18 protein-coding genes are annotated in these 15,672 nt (G+C 47.0%); 14 read left to right on the top strand and 4 right to left on the bottom strand.

Going from position 1 to position 15,672, the window contains the following annotated elements; all coding sequences use genetic code 11:
• The first annotated feature begins 223 nt into the window (after positions 1-223).
• Positions 224-487 carry a hypothetical protein gene (locus JRI95_04255; GenBank protein MBW2060757.1) on the top strand — a complete coding sequence of 88 codons (264 nt, stop codon included), beginning with the start codon at positions 224-226 and terminating at the stop codon, positions 485-487.
• Between the two features lie 190 nt (positions 488-677).
• Here JRI95_04255 and JRI95_04250 read toward each other — a convergent pair whose 3' ends face one another.
• On the bottom strand, positions 678-956 hold the full coding sequence (locus tag JRI95_04250) for a type II toxin-antitoxin system RelE/ParE family toxin (GenBank protein MBW2060756.1): 279 nt from the start codon (positions 954-956) through the stop codon (positions 678-680).
• 3 nt (positions 957-959) lie between these two features.
• Complete coding sequence (locus tag JRI95_04245) at positions 960-1,205, bottom strand: type II toxin-antitoxin system Phd/YefM family antitoxin (GenBank protein MBW2060755.1); 246 nt, start codon at positions 1,203-1,205, stop codon at positions 960-962.
• A gap of 637 nt (positions 1,206-1,842) precedes the next feature.
• On the opposite strand from JRI95_04245, the gene JRI95_04240 reads away from it, so the two are divergent.
• Positions 1,843-2,754: a VPLPA-CTERM sorting domain-containing protein gene (locus JRI95_04240; protein ID MBW2060754.1), complete on the top strand. Its 912-nt coding sequence runs from the start codon at positions 1,843-1,845 to the stop codon at positions 2,752-2,754.
• Positions 2,755-2,873: 119 nt separating this feature from the next.
• Here JRI95_04240 and JRI95_04235 read toward each other — a convergent pair whose 3' ends face one another.
• Positions 2,874-3,566, bottom strand: a complete 693-nt coding sequence (locus JRI95_04235) for a sel1 repeat family protein (protein ID MBW2060753.1) — start codon at positions 3,564-3,566, stop codon at positions 2,874-2,876.
• Positions 3,567-4,371: 805 nt separating this feature from the next.
• On the opposite strand from JRI95_04235, the gene JRI95_04230 reads away from it, so the two are divergent.
• The 12 genes from JRI95_04230 (at position 4,372) to JRI95_04175 (ending at position 13,961) form a co-directional block, all read left to right on the top strand.
• Positions 4,372-5,316: a hypothetical protein gene (locus JRI95_04230; GenBank protein MBW2060752.1), complete on the top strand. Its 945-nt coding sequence runs from the start codon at positions 4,372-4,374 to the stop codon at positions 5,314-5,316.
• Between the two features lie 99 nt (positions 5,317-5,415).
• Positions 5,416-6,393 (top strand): aldo/keto reductase, encoded by a 978-nt coding sequence (locus JRI95_04225; protein MBW2060751.1) that lies wholly within the window; start codon positions 5,416-5,418, stop codon positions 6,391-6,393.
• On the top strand, positions 6,371-6,562 hold the full coding sequence (locus JRI95_04220; GenBank protein MBW2060750.1) for a hypothetical protein: 192 nt from the start codon (positions 6,371-6,373) through the stop codon (positions 6,560-6,562). Before JRI95_04225 ends, JRI95_04220 begins: the two co-directional genes overlap by 23 nt.
• 407 nt (positions 6,563-6,969) lie before the next feature.
• The gene (locus JRI95_04215; protein ID MBW2060749.1) at positions 6,970-7,218 is read left to right on the top strand and encodes a DUF5320 domain-containing protein; all 249 of its coding nucleotides are present in this window, start codon (positions 6,970-6,972) and stop codon (positions 7,216-7,218) included.
• 41 nt (positions 7,219-7,259) lie between these two features.
• The gene (locus JRI95_04210) at positions 7,260-7,607 is read left to right on the top strand and encodes a DUF5320 domain-containing protein (GenBank protein MBW2060748.1); all 348 of its coding nucleotides are present in this window, start codon (positions 7,260-7,262) and stop codon (positions 7,605-7,607) included.
• Between the two features lie 69 nt (positions 7,608-7,676).
• Positions 7,677-7,919, top strand: a complete 243-nt coding sequence (locus JRI95_04205) for a zinc ribbon domain-containing protein (GenBank protein ID MBW2060747.1) — start codon at positions 7,677-7,679, stop codon at positions 7,917-7,919.
• 165 nt (positions 7,920-8,084) lie between these two features.
• On the top strand, positions 8,085-8,723 hold the full coding sequence (locus JRI95_04200) for a NifB/NifX family molybdenum-iron cluster-binding protein (GenBank protein ID MBW2060746.1): 639 nt from the start codon (positions 8,085-8,087) through the stop codon (positions 8,721-8,723).
• A 42-nt stretch (positions 8,724-8,765) separates the two neighbouring features.
• Positions 8,766-9,251, top strand: coding sequence for an iron-sulfur cluster assembly scaffold protein (locus tag JRI95_04195; protein MBW2060745.1), 486 nt, complete (start codon positions 8,766-8,768; stop codon positions 9,249-9,251).
• The gene (locus JRI95_04190) at positions 9,252-10,193 is read left to right on the top strand and encodes a radical SAM protein (protein MBW2060744.1); all 942 of its coding nucleotides are present in this window, start codon (positions 9,252-9,254) and stop codon (positions 10,191-10,193) included.
• A gap of 39 nt (positions 10,194-10,232) precedes the next feature.
• The gene (locus tag JRI95_04185) at positions 10,233-10,712 is read left to right on the top strand and encodes a 4Fe-4S binding protein (protein MBW2060743.1); all 480 of its coding nucleotides are present in this window, start codon (positions 10,233-10,235) and stop codon (positions 10,710-10,712) included.
• Between the two features lie 40 nt (positions 10,713-10,752).
• Entirely contained in the window at positions 10,753-11,583 is an 831-nt protein-coding gene (locus tag JRI95_04180; GenBank protein MBW2060742.1) for an MBL fold metallo-hydrolase, read from the top strand.
• A gap of 653 nt (positions 11,584-12,236) precedes the next feature.
• The gene (locus JRI95_04175; GenBank protein ID MBW2060741.1) at positions 12,237-13,961 is read left to right on the top strand and encodes a long-chain-fatty-acid--CoA ligase; all 1,725 of its coding nucleotides are present in this window, start codon (positions 12,237-12,239) and stop codon (positions 13,959-13,961) included.
• A 276-nt stretch (positions 13,962-14,237) separates the two neighbouring features.
• Here the strand turns inward: JRI95_04175 and JRI95_04170 are convergent, their stop codons facing one another.
• Positions 14,238-15,671, bottom strand: a complete 1,434-nt coding sequence (locus JRI95_04170; GenBank protein ID MBW2060740.1) for an FAD-binding oxidoreductase — start codon at positions 15,669-15,671, stop codon at positions 14,238-14,240.
• Position 15,672 lies beyond the last annotated feature (1 nt).

Here is a 15,672-nt window from a genome sequence, read left to right as displayed (position 1 = left end):
CACAGTCGCTTCTCCCTCTCTCGCATCTATCACCTCTGTCTTCCTCTCTCGCCCCCTTCTTTCTACATTAATTTATCAAGGGGTGAGTGTCCAATCATTATAGGCAGAGAGGGCAGGCAGCGGTTATTTATCATTTAAATGATCATTTTACAAATTGAACCCTTCACTTCAAAATAGTTTTTATAGCCACCGATGTCCTTATTATTGAATGGTTGACAAGAGGTTGATCGAAACAGGCTGGCCGGATGTGATGAACCCATGGAAAAACGGCTTATCCATGATCTTGAAGGTCCTGCGTATTTTATCACATCTGGCAAAACAAAACGGGCGCTGTCTTGATTTTTTGGTCATGCCTGATCATGTCCATGCCTTGGTATGGTTCCCCGGGGAAGGAGAGCTGAAGCTTTTTTATGAAACAATGGAAACAGCGAAGCTCTGTGCTTATCAAGCGCAATCTCAGGCGAGATCAAGCCTATCGGGGTATTAGTTGGAAAGGAGATTGGATGAGCGCCATAAGCAGACCTCCTGTGCTGACGCACCCCGACAATAATAGTTGTCGGGGCCACCCGCCAAGGGGAAAATATCAACCTATCATGGAAGCATGGTAGGGAATATTTTTTATAGACTTAAATAAAAATCCCCGGACAGAGCCGGGGATAAGTAGGGGTGGGGTTTGATTAATCTATCAGAACAGCTAATTTCTTATATATTTCTTTTCTATCGCCTATTCTAACAACCAACACAAGAGACTCGTCATCATTGAGTTGATAAATAATTCGATAATTGCCAGAACGTATGCGATAAAGACGCTCAGCTTCAGCTAATTTCTCAACGCCTGCTGGCCGAGGCTCTTCGGCTAATGCATCTATTTTTCTGCTTATTTGAGCCTGGAACCTCGGTTCAAGTTTCAATAACTGCTTAACGGCTACGGGTTTTAATTTAATCTTGTATGACACAAACTATAAATTCAAATCCTTTTTCACTTGCTCCCAGGGTGTAGAACCTGGTTCTTTTAATGCTTCCAAAGCTTCCTTAATATCAATTTGTGTTTCGATGGCTTCCAACAGATTCAAATCATCCAACGATACAATAGCAGCCGCATCTTTACCATATTTAGTTATTGTTATTCTTTCGCCACCATAAGTAACCTTGTTAATTATTTCCGTAAAATTACTCCTAGCCGCCCCTAGAGGATAACTAGCCATTGTACCGCTCCTTTCATCGTTCGCTATTTGTACAAACTATCCTTTCTGTACAAAGCATACATCTTTAATGAAAAATGTCAAGTATTATTTTTTCTTATAAATGATTTCAGATACTTATCTAATCAATAAGAGCGACCTGTATAAATACTGGAGCAGTGGAAGCCCAGGCGTAGAGGTCAAGCACCCAAGATTGTAGTTGCTCTTTCATGCGTAAATTCTCAGGTGTTTAAAAATTATATTTTCGCCCACCACGAAGCGAATTTACCTTTAACAGCCAACCGTACTCGTAAATGTGTCTATTATACTCTAAAATGCCTCCTGGAAGCCAATAAAAACCCCGCGGGTGCGGGGTGCAGCCAGGGTGCGGCCTTTTTTATGATTCGCCATGATTTAAAACGATTCAACACCCTAACTCTTTAAAATCTCTTTAACTGGCGGAAAACGGCTATTTTTCTAATTTCAGAAAAATCCTTGAATTATGGTGGTTTTTTTATGGCCCAGAGGCTTACGGCCCTGAGTAAAAGAATCAAGGAAATTCATATTCTTGCCTGATTGACAGTTTTACACGTTTTTGGTTTAATGGATGAAATTAAAAATTAAATGGCGCAAGCCAAGTGCTCTGAGGAGGGGAAACGTAATGAAAAAGATAGATAAAATCATCAGAAGTTTTGGAGTGCTTTTGATCTCATTCGCAATCATATTCACCATTTCAGCGCAAACTCATGCAGCCAGTTTTTCTTTGGTAAAGATCATAGATTTAACCCCTTTAATTGGAAATCCTGCAACTATTGAGGTTGATGTAGTGGGCGATGAACTCTACCTCGCCAACTATGTTGATGAACAATACCATCGCATTGACCCAATAACCTCCACCCTCCTTGGTTCGTTTGCTTTAGGTAACGGTATTCGTATAGACAACCACGGTTCAGAATACAATCCCGCCACTGGTCGCATTCTCCACGTCAGCGATGATGATGCTGGAGGAACCCTCATCACCTATGACGCTTTTTTTGAAACTGACATCAACGGTCATGTAACGATGGGACCATTTGACCTATTCGGTCCGGGCGATAATTCTGAAGATCCTAATAGTCTGACAGTTGACCCAGTTACCGACCGAATCTGGGTGTCAGCAGTTACCAGCCCTGGAGGTATTACTGAAATCGATCCTGCTAATGGCACGATTCTCAGCCAAATTAATATGGGTGGAGCGGCCTGGGCCTTAGGATTTAATCCTAATTCCGGAAATTTATTCTTTGCTGACTCTGGTGGAGTTATAAAGGAAATTGCTCCAGATGGAACTGGACTGACAACGGTCTTTGACCCTGGTGTTGGGATAATCTATGGGATGGCCTTTACACCATATGGCGATTTGGTTCTATTAGATTTCCCAGTCGACGGCCCCAGCCGACTTCTGCTTTATGACGCCAGCTATGATGCCGATGGTATTTTTACTACATCCCCCGCCGTACCCGTACCCGCCACCATCCTCCTTCTCGGAAGCGGATTAATCGGCCTGGCTGGAATCAGGAGGAAGCTTGAAAATTAACAAGACCTTATATTGAAAGCTTTCAGGGCAGGGCTCCGTGGCTCTGCCTTCTTTTTACTACCTTCGGAAGCCCCTAGGCTACGGGGCTTATTGGGCATATTCAGTCTTCAGGAATGGAGCTAGTTATTATGCTCCTTGAACCATTTCTGGGCGAGCTCCTGGGCCTCCGCAATCTGGGCAGGAGTCATTTTTACCACTACTAAATCTCGTCCTTTTTTGGCATGATTGTGTCCTTGAGATGCCGCCAAGTTAAACCACAAATGAGCCTGAACATAGTTTTGGGGTACCCTCTGACCATGATAATACATATATCCAAGGCAATATTGAGCGTCCGTGTGCCCCTGCTCAGCGGCCTTTCGGTACCATTTGATGGCCTCGGTATCGCTTTTAAAGACACCTTTACCCGATGCATACATCGACCCAAGAAAAAACTGACCAGAGGCCGCTCCTTGTACTGCCGCTTTACGAAACCACTTAATGGCTTTAGCATCATCTTGAGGAACACCAAGACCAAGATAGTACATTATACCGACGTTATGCTGGGCATCAGCATGACCCTGCTCAGCGGCCTTACGATACCATTTGATCGCTTCTGTGTAGTTTTCAGGAACACCCTTCCCGAAATTATACATTACCCCGAGTATATACTGGGCATCAGCATGACCCTGCTCAGCGGCCTTGCGGTACTCACGAGCCGCTGTGGCATAGTCACCTTTATCATAAGCTGTAACGCCGTCCTCATAACTGCCTGCATAAACAGGAGGCCCTACAGCAAAGAAAAGGAATGCTACACAAATCCTAATCCAATTCATGGTCCACCTTTCTGCTATTCTGGTTAGCAAACTGATTCCACATAAATCAAGTTCTTCCCTGGTATTAAACCTTTTTAGCTTAGCCTCCACTGTTTCAATCATGAATTGCTGGATACCCAGAGTGAACACCCCGTTTCGGTAATCTGTATGATGATTTGATTTACCGCCAGGATAGCATATGACCCAAAATGGTTAAAGGGAAAAGGTTAAGGTAGTCGGATTTGTCTAGACAAATCCGACCACCTTAGGATGAGCGCCATAAGCAGACCTCTTGTGCTGACGCACCCCGACAACAAAAGTTGTCGGGGCCACCCGCTATCTATCGTGTAAACCATGCTCGGTGAAGGCTCTACGCCGTCCTCGACCATTGCTCCAGCCAAGCACGGAGCTCTTTCATACCACCCCGACCCAATATCCAAAGCTTGACCAGAGGGATACGATGTATGTTCCCTTTCCCAATATGATTTAAAAATATATTTTGACAAAATTTTGGAAAAAAGATAAGTTTTTCTATTAGTTCCATAAATTAAGTAATAAATAACTATCAACCTAACCCAGGTTTCTTTACTGGAAGCTTAAGCCTCTGTTATTTCAGCTTTTAAGCTGTAAGGGAGGTGATTCCATGACCTCACAAGGACTAGATAGAGCCGTTCCTAGAGGGGTCGGCGGATCGTTTGTATTCTCTCTGCACCTCGTACCGCGAAATGAATTCATTTGAGAGTAATAGGAAGTAATCGCAAAGGTGAGGTGTATAATTGACTTCACTGCTTAAAATATGAATAGCCGCCAACGATTCAAAGAAACAATGAGTTATGGCGCGCCTGATCGTGTACCCTGTTTTGAAGAGGGAATTCGTGAGGGAGTCCTTGACACATGGCGCAAACAGGGTTTGCGTGCTGATATGAGCCTCTCACAGCTATTCCACTTCGATCGGAGGGAAGAGATCGTCGTGGATCTGGATCCTCGCCCTAAACTTGAAAAATATCCTAGTTCAAGATCTGAATTGGACACCTTTCGACAAAGACTTGATCCGTTCGATCAAGGCCGGATACCCAAAGACTGGACTGAGAGGGTTCATGCTTGGCGAAATCGCGACCACGTACTCATGTTAAGGATTCATCGAGGTTTCTTTCTGACAATGGGAGTGCAGGATTGGCGAAGATTCCGTGAGGTGATCTATCTTCTGTCAGATGATCCGGTCTTTATTCGTGAGGCCATGACCATTCAGGGTGAGTTCGCGGCCAAACTGACGGAATTACTGTTGAAGCATGTTGAAATAGATGCGGCCGTGTTCGGTGAACCTATTGGAGGGAATGACCGTCCTTTGATCTCGCCGAAAATGTATGAAGAATTTGTGTTAACAAGCTATGAGCCGATACTCAGTGTGCTGCGCCAATACAAGGTAGAAACCATCATCCTTTTGACCTATGCAAATACTAGAGCGCTAATACCCAGCATCATGAAGTACGGTTTCAACTGCTTGTGGGCCGGTGAGGTCAATCAAGAGACAATGGATTATCGCAATATCCGCCGGGAGTTCGGTCGCGATCTCCGACTTATTGGGGGTATAGATTTGGATGTCCTCAGAAGTGATCGGGAATCAATCCGGCGAGAGATTGAGAAGAAGGTACCATCACTAATCGCTGATGGCGGCTACGTGCCTCTGGCTGATGGTCGGGTTCGTACTGATGTGCCATTTCAGAACTATGTCTACTATCGGCAATTATTGGAGAAAGCGGCACAAAGGTGAGTATTAATTAATCTGAGCGCTAATTAGTTTAGTATTGGTTTTATGAAATTCTGAACAAGCTTGTTCACGTGGATAGTATATGATTAAAAGGAGAAAAATTTGAAATATCGTGAATTTGGCGCGACAGGCATTAAGGTCTCAGAACTTGTCTTCGGCGGTGGCGCGGTTGGTGGTCTGTTGATCAATCAAGATGATGAGACAAAGCGGGCGGCCATCCGGCGGGCCATGGACGCTGGAATTAATTGGATTGACACCGCCCCTAGCTATGGTCAGGGGCGGTCGGAAAAGGCATTGGGGTGGCTTCTCAAGGAAATCGAAGATAATCCCCATGTTTCTACAAAGTTTAATATCGACACTAGAGACCTGAGCGATATTCCGGGGCAGATTGAACGCAGCATCGAGGCTAGCCTTAGCCGCCTCGAGCGCGATTCTGTGACGCTTCTTCAGCTGCATAATAGGATTGGAGCGGAGACTCAAGGCCGTGTGATCGCTGTAGCCGAAATTTTACGCAAAGGCGGGGTCCTTGACGTTCTCCAGCAGATGAAGGATCAGGGGATAATCCAGAATTACGGCATCACGGCGTTGGGCGAGACGCCAAGTATCATCGAAGTGATTGAGAGCGGACGGATTGCATCCGCTCAAGTCTATTATAATCTTCTCAATCCGAGTGCCGGTCTTAGGGTGCCCCAGGCCTGGCAGGTTTATGACTTCTCCGGAATTCTCGATGCTTGTGAAAAGCAGAGCGTGGCCGCGATGGATATACGGGTCTTTTCAGCGGGCGTCATCGCGACCGACATAAGGACGGGCCGCGAAATGCCAATCACAAGGGGAGACACGGTTGAAAGTGAAGAGGCAAAAGCGAAAGCTGTCTTTAGTTCAATCGGTACCGATTACGGGACAAGGGCTCAAACGGCGATACGCTTCGCACTTGCCCAAAAGAAGCTGGCTTGTGTCATTTTCGGGCTGGCCGAGCTTGACCATCTCGAAGAGGCGGTTGCGGCGCAAATCAAAGGTCCGCTTCCCGAAGACGGCCTTGAGCGCCTGAGATCGGTCTATGCGGAAGGCTCTTCCCGTTAAACTCGGTCAATTAGAACTGGTAGGACCTCGCTGGAAGATGAGCGGTTGTATGACGCCCAGGGTCCATGTCCCGATGTTAGGAGAACATAATCAATATGTGCTTGGGGAACTTCTCGGGCTTAGTGATGAAGAAATAACAAACCTTCGCCAGAAAGAGATCATCATGTAGATGAAACCTGAGATCAATTATCAAGATTAGCCAAAAACAAACCATCAAAAAGCCAAATGGCATGCAGAGATCACATTTGCCCGCCCTCTCCTTCTTTTGAATACGACCCCGTCTCCCATTTATTGCCAAGTTGTTCTTATCGTTTAATATTTGTTAGATCCTCGTCCTCCTGATCCTGATAAGAACATATGTTCAAAAAAAAACTCAAAAAACTCTTGACATATTTAACTTAAGCATATATATTTTGAACAGACGTTCATAAAGGCAGACGAAAATGCGGTATCAAAATTACAGAAAAAATCAAAGCCGGCCCGAGTGGACTTCAAGACTCAGGGCGGGAACAGCAGGAACTTCTGACCCTGACAAAGGAAACTTTATTAAACTTTAAAAGAAAAGGAGGGGTAGATATGCCACGCTTTGATGGTACTGGTCCTATGGGACAAGGTCCCTTAACCGGAGGTGGTTTTGGGTATTGTATTGGTACACAGCCTTATTACGGCCGATCCCCGATATGGGGTCTTGGCGGTCGAGCTAGACTGTGGGGCGGAAGCAGAGGATTCGGGTATGGGGGTCGAGGCTTTGCCTATGGCGGCTTTAGGCGGCGCTCGGCCTTTTATGGCTCCCGATTTGGTCGAGGGATGCGAGCTTGGTTTTAAATTTTTCCAATAATTAAACAAAGAAAAAAGGAGGGATAGATATGCCTGGCATGGATGGTACTGGTCCTATGGGACAGGGTCCTCTTACTGGAGGTGGTTTTGGGTATTGCACCGGGGCGCGCCCATATTACGGCCGCGGCCTCGTATATGGCGCTGGTCGCGGTGGCAGGCCCTGGGGCGGCGGCCGAGGTTTTGCTTACGGAGGTGCTTGGCGGCGCGCTGGTTATTACAATCCCCAGTTTGGTGGGGGATATTACTCACCAGCCCCACAGGAAACGTGGGGTTCGGAAAGCGAGTTTCTCAAAGCCCAAGCTGAAGACCTCCGCGCTGAACTTAACGCCATAGAAGAGCGTTTAGCCGGACTGGAAAAAAGCACTCCAGAGGAGTAGCTTGTAGTATAAAAAGGAAGCTTAAGGGAGAGGACTATCCTCACCCTTATCATTAGGAGCTGATTTACGATGCCAATATATGAGTATCGCTGCAAGGCCTGTGGGAATGTCACGGAATTCTTGGTGAGTCCTGATGAAGAGATTGCAGTCTTCTGCTCGCACTGTGACAGCCATGACATGGAGAAAATAATGTCGGTGGCGTCTTTCTTAGGTGATACCACAGAAAGAATACCCGGCCAGACCTGCTGTGGGCGCGAAGAAAGATGTGACAGCCCACCCTGCTCCACTGGAGGGTCCTGCAGGCGAGGTTAGTTATAGCGCCAAAGTGGCCATGCAGATGAAAGACTCTTTTTTAATTTGGGGTTTTTGACTCACGTCTTGACGGATGAAATAAAAAAAGGCATAGAAGTAATTAAAACGGCTTAGAAGGCCGATTCAGGAAAAAGCGCTAGAAATCCAAGCTAGAGGAAGTTAAAAATGAAGATAGTGGTGAGTGCCAGCGGAAAAGACTTAGATGCGCCGATTGACCCGCGCTTTGGGCGTTGCGCCAACTTTATTGTGGTGGATACTGAAAATATGAATTTCGAGGCCTTTGAGAATGAAAGCCTTGTTCTTGGCAGCGGCGCAGGGATTCAATCGGCTGAGTTTGTCGCCTCGAAAGGAGCTAAACTGGTCATAACCGGCAACTGTGGGCCTAAGGCAATGATGGCTTTCTCGGGCGCGGGCATCGAGGTGATCGTGGGCCAGACGGGGACAGTCAGAAGTGCCATTGAAAATTATCAAAAAGGTAAACTTAAAAGCACGAGTGAGCCTAATGTAGCCGACCATTACGGAATAAGCGCCGAGCCTCCCATAGGCCGGGATGAGAGCTTTGGACCCGCGGGCGGTCCTGGCATGGGTGGAGGCATGGGCCGGGGCATGGGCCGGGGCATGGGTCGAGGTATGGGCAGAGGCATGGGCCGGACAAGCGTGCCAGGATTGCCCCCTTCCAATCAACCTGGACCCACCCCTTTACCCAAGGGGCAGGAGTTAACAAGCCTGAAGGACCAGGCAGATCAACTACGAAAACAGCTTGAAGCTATCGAAGATAGAATTAAGAAATTAGATAAAAAATGAGCAAGGCTCTGCAAAGCGCTTTGAGAAATAAGAGCCAGCCTTATGAGTGACGAATTTGACAATTTTATTGAAGCATTGCAGGAAGAGATATTTAATGAAACAAAAGCCGCGTACGGTGATGTCTTCTTCGAGCGATGGCGTCATTTACGCTACATGGGCAAAATTGACAACCCTGACGCGTACGCCGCGGTGACCGGTTCCTGTGGCGATACCATACAAATATTTTTAAATTTTGAAAATGACCGGGTCAAAGAGGCCTCATTTTTGACGGATGGCTGCGGATCGAGCGCAGTGTGCGGCTCATTTGCTGCGGAAATGGCTCATGGCAAAAACCCCAATGAACTCCTGGAAGTCAGTGGGGAGGCCATTTTACAGAAATTAGGAGGCCTGCCCGAAGAGGACGAACACTGCGCCTTTCTTGCCAGCGAGACCCTTGCAGATGCTTTGAAAGACTACATGATAAAGCAGCGTCAAAAAGACCGTCGAAAAGAAGACGAGAGGCAACCTGAAGGTTTGAGGAGTCATTAAATGCCTTCAAAGGGATTTTCACATGTATTCGGGCCAGTACCTTCACGCCGATTGGGCCGATCGCTTGGTGTTGACCTCGTCCCTTACAAGACATGTTGTTACGACTGCATCTATTGCCAGCTCGGTCGGACAACCCATAAAACAGTCGAACGAAAGGAATATGTTCCCACGGACGAGGTATTACAGGAAGTGGCGCGAAAACTTGAGGCTAACGTTCATGCGGACTTTATCACGCTTTCAGGTTCAGGCGAACCGACGCTTCATTCAGGCTGCGGCAAAATCATCCAAGGCATAAAAAAAATAACCCAAATACCGGTGGCCGTCCTGACGAATGGGGCCTTGCTTTGGGATCCTTCGGTTCGCGAGGAATTGTTATCCGCGGACCTGGTTGTTCCCTCTTTTGATGCCGGCGACGCCTTGATGTTCAAAGAAGTCAATCAGCCTGCTCAAGGTATCACTTTTGATCAAATGATTAATGGCCTGATTGAATTCAGCAAGGCCTTCAGCGGCAAGCTATGGCTGGAGGTTTTTTTATTGGGAAAAAAAACAGCCAAAGAGGATGAGGTGATAAAGATCGCTGGGCACGTCCAAAAGATCCAGCCGGATCGGATTCAACTCAACACGGTAGCTCGACCGCCGGCGTATGATTATGCCTTGGCGGTTTCCGAGGCTCAGATGAGGCGTTTGGTGAAGCTGTTTGGAGAAAACGCCGAGGTGGTTGCGGATTTTGGAGGCGTTCATGAAGAAAAGGATTTCTCGGTACAAAGGGAGGATGTCTTAGACCTTCTCGAACGGCGGCCATGCACTTTGGATGATGTTTCAATATCGCTTGGTATACACCGCAACGAAGCGGTAAAGCACTTAAACAACCTCATTGAGCAAACGATCATCACAACCGCAAAGACGGGTGATAAACTTTTCTATGTTTGCGCCAAACGCTAGACTTCATATTGAAACCTGCGCTTTATAAGGAGTTATAGGGTGATTAACAACTTTAAAAAGAGCCGGGGCATGGGCCAGGGTACAGGCCGCGGGCGCGGTATGGGAAGAGGCATGAGGCAGGGGGGTGGCATGGGACGATCACGCGGCCCTGGCCGCAGGTCGGGGACAGCAGGTCTGATGAACCCAAGTCTTGCTCCTCCTGATCCATCCGCATCAAATCCCGGTATGCCTTTGCAACAGCAAAAACCTATGAGTCAAGAGCAGGAAACCCAACTGCTCCAAGCTCAAGCGCAGGCTATAAGGGCCCGGCTCGCTCAGATAGAGCAGGGCGAAAGTACGGCCCTCGCTGCTGTGGTGAATTCAAGCATCTGCCAGGGATGCGGCATATGTGCTGAGGTCTGCCCTACAGCTTCTATATTCATAGACCGGTTTGCCACGGTGAATCAAATCACCTGCCTAGCTTGTGGCAGCTGCGTCGAAGCTTGTCCCGAGGGCGCTATTTCTTTGCAGCAGGTCTGACCTTACAGCCATCAATTTAAAGGTGGCCATGATTTTGAAAATGCCAGCAGCAATGAGGCTCGCGGCCTTTATATTTGCGATTACGCTCGTGTTTTCATACAAGCCAACCATGCACAGCTCATTAGCACAAGCTGAGGTTAAGAAGATGGTTCCCTCTGTGATCGAAATTACGGTTCTTTACAATAATGTAGCCCAAGACCAGCGACTCACTCCGGCCTGGGGAATGTCCTGCCTGATAGAAGGCATGGAAAAAACCATTCTCTTCGATACCGGAGGTGACGGCCGAATCCTGCTCTCAAACATGAGAAAGCTGGGCAAGGATCCGGCGAAGGTTGAGGCCGTGGCTCTTTCCCACATCCATGGCGATCATACAGGTGGTCTATCCGAATTTTTGCAAACAGCCGGTAACGTCGAACTATATATCCCAAAGTCATTTCCTGATGGATTTCGAAAGCAGGCTGAGGAGCTCGGCCATACAACCACGATGATTGGCAAGCCTGTTCAGATAGCCAAGGATGTTTATTCAACCGGTGAGATGGGTGACGGGATAAAAGAGCAGGCTTTGATCCTAAACACTTCTAAAGGCCTGGTTGTCATTACCGGCTGCGCCCATCCTGGTGTGGTGAACCTGGTCAGAAAAGCTAAAGAAGTCTGCACCGGGGATGTTTATCTCGTTATGGGCGGATTTCATTTAATGGGGTACTCCGATCGAGAAGTCCAAAAAATCATAAAGGAACTGAAAGACCTTGGGGTGAAAAAGGTCGGGCCTTCTCATTGCACCGGAGACAGACCCATCGAATTGTTCAGGCGAGCCTGGAAAGAGGACTTTGTCGAGATTGGCTGTGGAGGTACCTTTCAGATCAAATTATAACTAAGAAACATCATTCGTTGCCGCGGCGTTACGGCCTTATTATCCGGGACATCCTGGCGATTTGTCATTTTCGATCCTCCTGAGCCTAAAGCTCCAAGCAGGTTCGGAAAATTTCCAAAACAGAATTAGATCATACCTCCTTGTAAATAATGATTCATTAGAAGGTATCGTATTATTCCCCTAATGACTCCTGTTAAGCATATTTTTCCAGCTTCGCTTCAAGCCTAAATACACCTTCCTGGATACTCTTTCTCTGTTTCGGTTTCTTCGATTCCGACCATGTCTGTAAAACTTGTATCTTCTCTCTTGGCCGGCGAATCATTAACACAGAGCCAAATTCGGAATTGAAATTATCTTGACAATGGCAATCAAGCAGATTATTTTTTAGCCACTCAAATAATAATTCACCAGTTCGATCAATATCAACTATCAGGAGATGGTTTTGGAGGGAATGGATCTAAAGGCTGGTCTATAAAGCCTCCAGGAGGAAGACTTTATCCCTTTGGAGGCGTCAAATCAACACGTCCTCCTCTACTGTTTCATGATGGTGGAGCCTGTTGAAGTTTCGGTAGATTTTCTTTCCAGAAGGAGCTGCCTTTAGTAGAAATACCTTCACTTTCAATCATTCTTAAATTAAATAAAAGGAGGAGATGATGGAAGCTCGGACTTATCCCGAATTCACTGTTCACTATCCCTTACTGCTGACAACCTTCATGAAAAGGCCAGTGGAATTGTATCCAGACGAAATAGGCGTCGTTTATCGAAACCAGGTTACCGGTCAATATTTTCGATTTACCTGGCGTGAGTGGTATGAACGAACATGCTGTCTGGCTGATGCCTTGAGCGGTCCTCTGGAAGTAAAACCTGGAAAGGCTGGCCAGCCCGGGGACAGCGTGGCGACTCTGGCACTCAATCATCACCGGCACCTGGAGCTTTACTACGCAGTACCTTGTACGGGAGCGGTCTTACATCCGATCAATATGAGGCTTTCTTTGGATCATATCGTTCATACCATAATTCACTCTGAAGATAGGATTCTATTCGTGGACGACCTGGTTCTGCCTCTGCTGGAAAGAATCTACGATCAAATTAAAAACACAGTTGAGAAATTCATATACATGTCAGACAAGCCGGGATTGCCTGAAACTAAAATCGAACCCCTTTATGAATACGAGAAGTTGCTTGAGGAGCAATCCTCAGAATTCGAATGGCCCTTTCTGGATGAAGATAATTATGCGACCCTTTGTTACACCACCGGTACGACCGGTCTTCCAAAGGGCGTTATGTTCACGCATCGCCAGCTCTACCTGCAGGCCTTGCATGTCATAGCTGCCTATTCTTTTAGTACTGACCCTGCAAACATAATGCTTGGGGAGGCTAGTGTCCCCATGCTCATCACCCCATTCTTTCATGCTCATGGTTGGGGCGCGCCTTTTATGTTCGTCTTTGGGGCAAATAAACTGGTGCTGCCAGGCACCTTCACAGTCGAGGGCTTCTGCGAGCTGGTTCAGAAGGAAAAGGTTACAAGTGCAGCTGTGGTGCCAACCATCCTGGCGATGATCATTGAATACGAAGATCTGCACAAATATGATCTAAGCAGTTTGAAGAATCTCAATGTCGGCGGCGGCGCCTTACCCTTAGGCCTGAAAAAAAAGGCCGAAGAGACGATTCCCGGGTTTACCGCCACGTCTGGCTATGGCATGACAGAAACGGCTCCCTCTGCCATTGGCGCTTTTGTGAAGAAGTACATGAAGGACTGGCCCGAGGAGAAACTGGACGAGGTTAGAGTAAAAACAGGTCTGCCTGTTCCAGGGCTGGAAGTGCGCGTCATGGATGAACATGGGAAGCCGGTTCCCAGAGATAACGAGACCATCGGGCAGATCGTTATTCGCGGGCCGTGGATAATGGAGCAGTATCATAAAGAGCCGGAAAAGACTGCGGAAGTCTGGTATGACGGCTGGTTCCATACCGGAGATGTGGCTAAAGTTGATGAGGAGGGGTACGTGACCATCGTGGACAGGATGACCGATATGATCAGAAGCGGTGCTGAGATGGTCCCGACCGTATTGCTTGAAAACCTGACGGCCACAGCTGAATTTATCCTGGAGGCCGCCTATATAGGCGTGCCGGACGCTATATGGGGAGAAAGGCCCATGGGCATTATCACGCTTGCGCCTGGCATGACTGAAACCGAGGAAGACATACTCGAGTACCTCAAAACCGAAGGTGTGGAAAAAGGGAAAATAACCAAATGGATGCTCCCGGACTTCATTACCATTATCAATGAAATCCCAAAAACCAGCGTTGGAAAATTCAATAAAATCGCGATCAAACAGAATTTAGAAGATTTCCTAGCCAAGGCCAAGAAAATGAATTAAAGCGGCCTTTAAAAATATGCTCCGGCTCTTGTAAAAAAAGCTTAGGCTTTTATGTGTCCTGAATCAGACTTGATTTGACAGTTTGCCTACTGCTGAGGTTAAGTTATCCCAGGGCATGAAAAATGGTATGAATGTCCCCTTGACATAAGCCAGCCGGTCATTTCGGTTAATTAAAGAGGCCGGTCAAACTCAACTACAATAATCCTGGTGCTTCGGTTCGGAAAATGGATGATTTGATCGCAAGAAAAACGCTTTGCCCTCAATCAAGGCAATGTATTATATTATTTTCCCAGGATTCAAAATATTATTAGGATCGAATACCTTCTTAATTCCCCGCATCAAATTAAGTTCTGCTTCCGGTTTAGTCTTTGCAAAAGTTTCTTTTTTTAAGAGGCCGACACCATGCTCGCCGCTGCCGACGCCGCCTAAACTCACAGCAGTTTCTATCATCTCATCGAAAATTCCCTCAGCAATATCCGGCCATTCTTCGACAGACACGTCTTCGGGCTTAAACAATGCCGAATGAAGGTTGCCATCAGCAATATGTCCGACCGTGGGAATCCTGGTTTTATATTTTTCTTCAAGCCTTTTTATTTCTTTTATCATCTCAGGTATCTTGGAAAATGGAACCACGGCGTCACTGGTGAAGAAGGTATAGGGATCAAGTTCACGTAAAGCTTCACCAAACTCCTCTCTTACCTTCCAGATATTTTCAGAATCCCTCCGGCTCTCGGCCACAAACACATCCAGGGCGCCGTTTTCAAGGCACACTTCCCCGGCTTTCTCATAGAGGGTCTCAAGCTCTTCCTGTGATTGGCCGGATAGCTGGATAATGAGATAAGCCTCAACATCTTCCCTGTCCTGAAAAGGCATCTTAACTTCATGGTGTTTGGCGGATTGATCGAGACAAATTCTATCCATAAACTCAACCGCCTCCGGGAGCACACCGCCAGATACAATCACCTTTGACACGGCTTCCACGGCTGTTTCCGTGTCAGCAAAGGGAACAATAAGGTCTATCGTCTTGCCTGTAGCTGATATTAAATTGACAATTACCTTGGTAATGATGCCCAGCGTTCCCTCTGAGCCAATCATGAGATGAAGCAGATTATAACCCCAGGTGCTCTTTCTGTATCGGCCGCCAAGCTCAATCACTTCCCCATTAGACAGAACCACCTCCAGCCCCAGAATATGGCTCATGGTATTCCCATATTTTATTACTTTGCCTCCGCCGGCGTTAGTGGCCACATTACCGCCGATATAACTGCTCTCCGTACTCATGGGATAACCGGCGTACATTAAACCCTCTTCATCAACCTTCTTACAAAGTTCGTTGGTGATAACACCCGGTTCCACAACGGCCACCCTATTTACCTCATCTATTTCGAGAATCTTATTCATCCTCTCCACCGAAAGGATTATCCCTCCATGGATAGGGACGGCTGCGCCAGCCAGCCCGGTGCCGGCGCCTCTGGGTGTAACCGGAATCTTATTTTCATTAGCCAGCTTCATGATTTTGGACACCTGTTCCGTGGATTCAGGTTTCACGACCACGTCTGCTGGATAATCGGCCCGTAAAATAATAGCCAGAACGTCCCGGCCATACTCTTTTAATTTCTCTTCGTCTTCATGGATAATGTTTTTCTCTCCGACTATCTCTTGGAGTCCCCCAATGATCTCCTTAGTCACTGCGCCATATTCTTGTTCCATC

Source organism: Deltaproteobacteria bacterium (assembly GCA_019308995.1).
Lineage (GTDB): Bacteria > Desulfobacterota > Desulfarculia > Adiutricales > JAFDHD01 > JAFDHD01.
The sequence above is the reverse complement of the archived record's forward strand: the minus strand, read 5'-3'. Positions and strand labels throughout refer to the sequence as shown.

Excerpts from the sequence above, each read along its gene's own strand:
- JRI95_04205 (MBW2060747.1), top strand. The coding sequence starts at position 7,677 with ATGCCAATATATGAGTATCGCTGCAAGGCCTGTGGGAATGTCACGGAA.
- JRI95_04200 (MBW2060746.1), top strand. The coding sequence starts at position 8,085 with ATGAAGATAGTGGTGAGTGCCAGCGGAAAAGACTTAGATGCGCCGATT.
- JRI95_04195 (MBW2060745.1), top strand. The coding sequence starts at position 8,766 with ATGAGTGACGAATTTGACAATTTTATTGAAGCATTGCAGGAAGAGATA.
- JRI95_04175 (MBW2060741.1), top strand. The coding sequence starts at position 12,237 with ATGGAAGCTCGGACTTATCCCGAATTCACTGTTCACTATCCCTTACTG.
- JRI95_04240 (MBW2060754.1), top strand. The coding sequence starts at position 1,843 with ATGAAAAAGATAGATAAAATCATCAGAAGTTTTGGAGTGCTTTTGATC.
- JRI95_04180 (MBW2060742.1), top strand. The coding sequence starts at position 10,753 with ATGCCAGCAGCAATGAGGCTCGCGGCCTTTATATTTGCGATTACGCTC.
- JRI95_04190 (MBW2060744.1), top strand. The coding sequence starts at position 9,252 with ATGCCTTCAAAGGGATTTTCACATGTATTCGGGCCAGTACCTTCACGC.
- JRI95_04170 (MBW2060740.1), bottom strand. The coding sequence starts at position 15,671 with ATGGAACAAGAATATGGCGCAGTGACTAAGGAGATCATTGGGGGACTC.
- JRI95_04220 (MBW2060750.1), top strand. The coding sequence starts at position 6,371 with ATGCGGAAGGCTCTTCCCGTTAAACTCGGTCAATTAGAACTGGTAGGA.
- JRI95_04215 (MBW2060749.1), top strand. The coding sequence starts at position 6,970 with ATGCCACGCTTTGATGGTACTGGTCCTATGGGACAAGGTCCCTTAACC.
- JRI95_04230 (MBW2060752.1), top strand. The coding sequence starts at position 4,372 with ATGAGTTATGGCGCGCCTGATCGTGTACCCTGTTTTGAAGAGGGAATT.
- JRI95_04210 (MBW2060748.1), top strand. The coding sequence starts at position 7,260 with ATGCCTGGCATGGATGGTACTGGTCCTATGGGACAGGGTCCTCTTACT.
- JRI95_04235 (MBW2060753.1), bottom strand. The coding sequence starts at position 3,566 with ATGAATTGGATTAGGATTTGTGTAGCATTCCTTTTCTTTGCTGTAGGG.
- JRI95_04245 (MBW2060755.1), bottom strand. The coding sequence starts at position 1,205 with ATGGCTAGTTATCCTCTAGGGGCGGCTAGGAGTAATTTTACGGAAATA.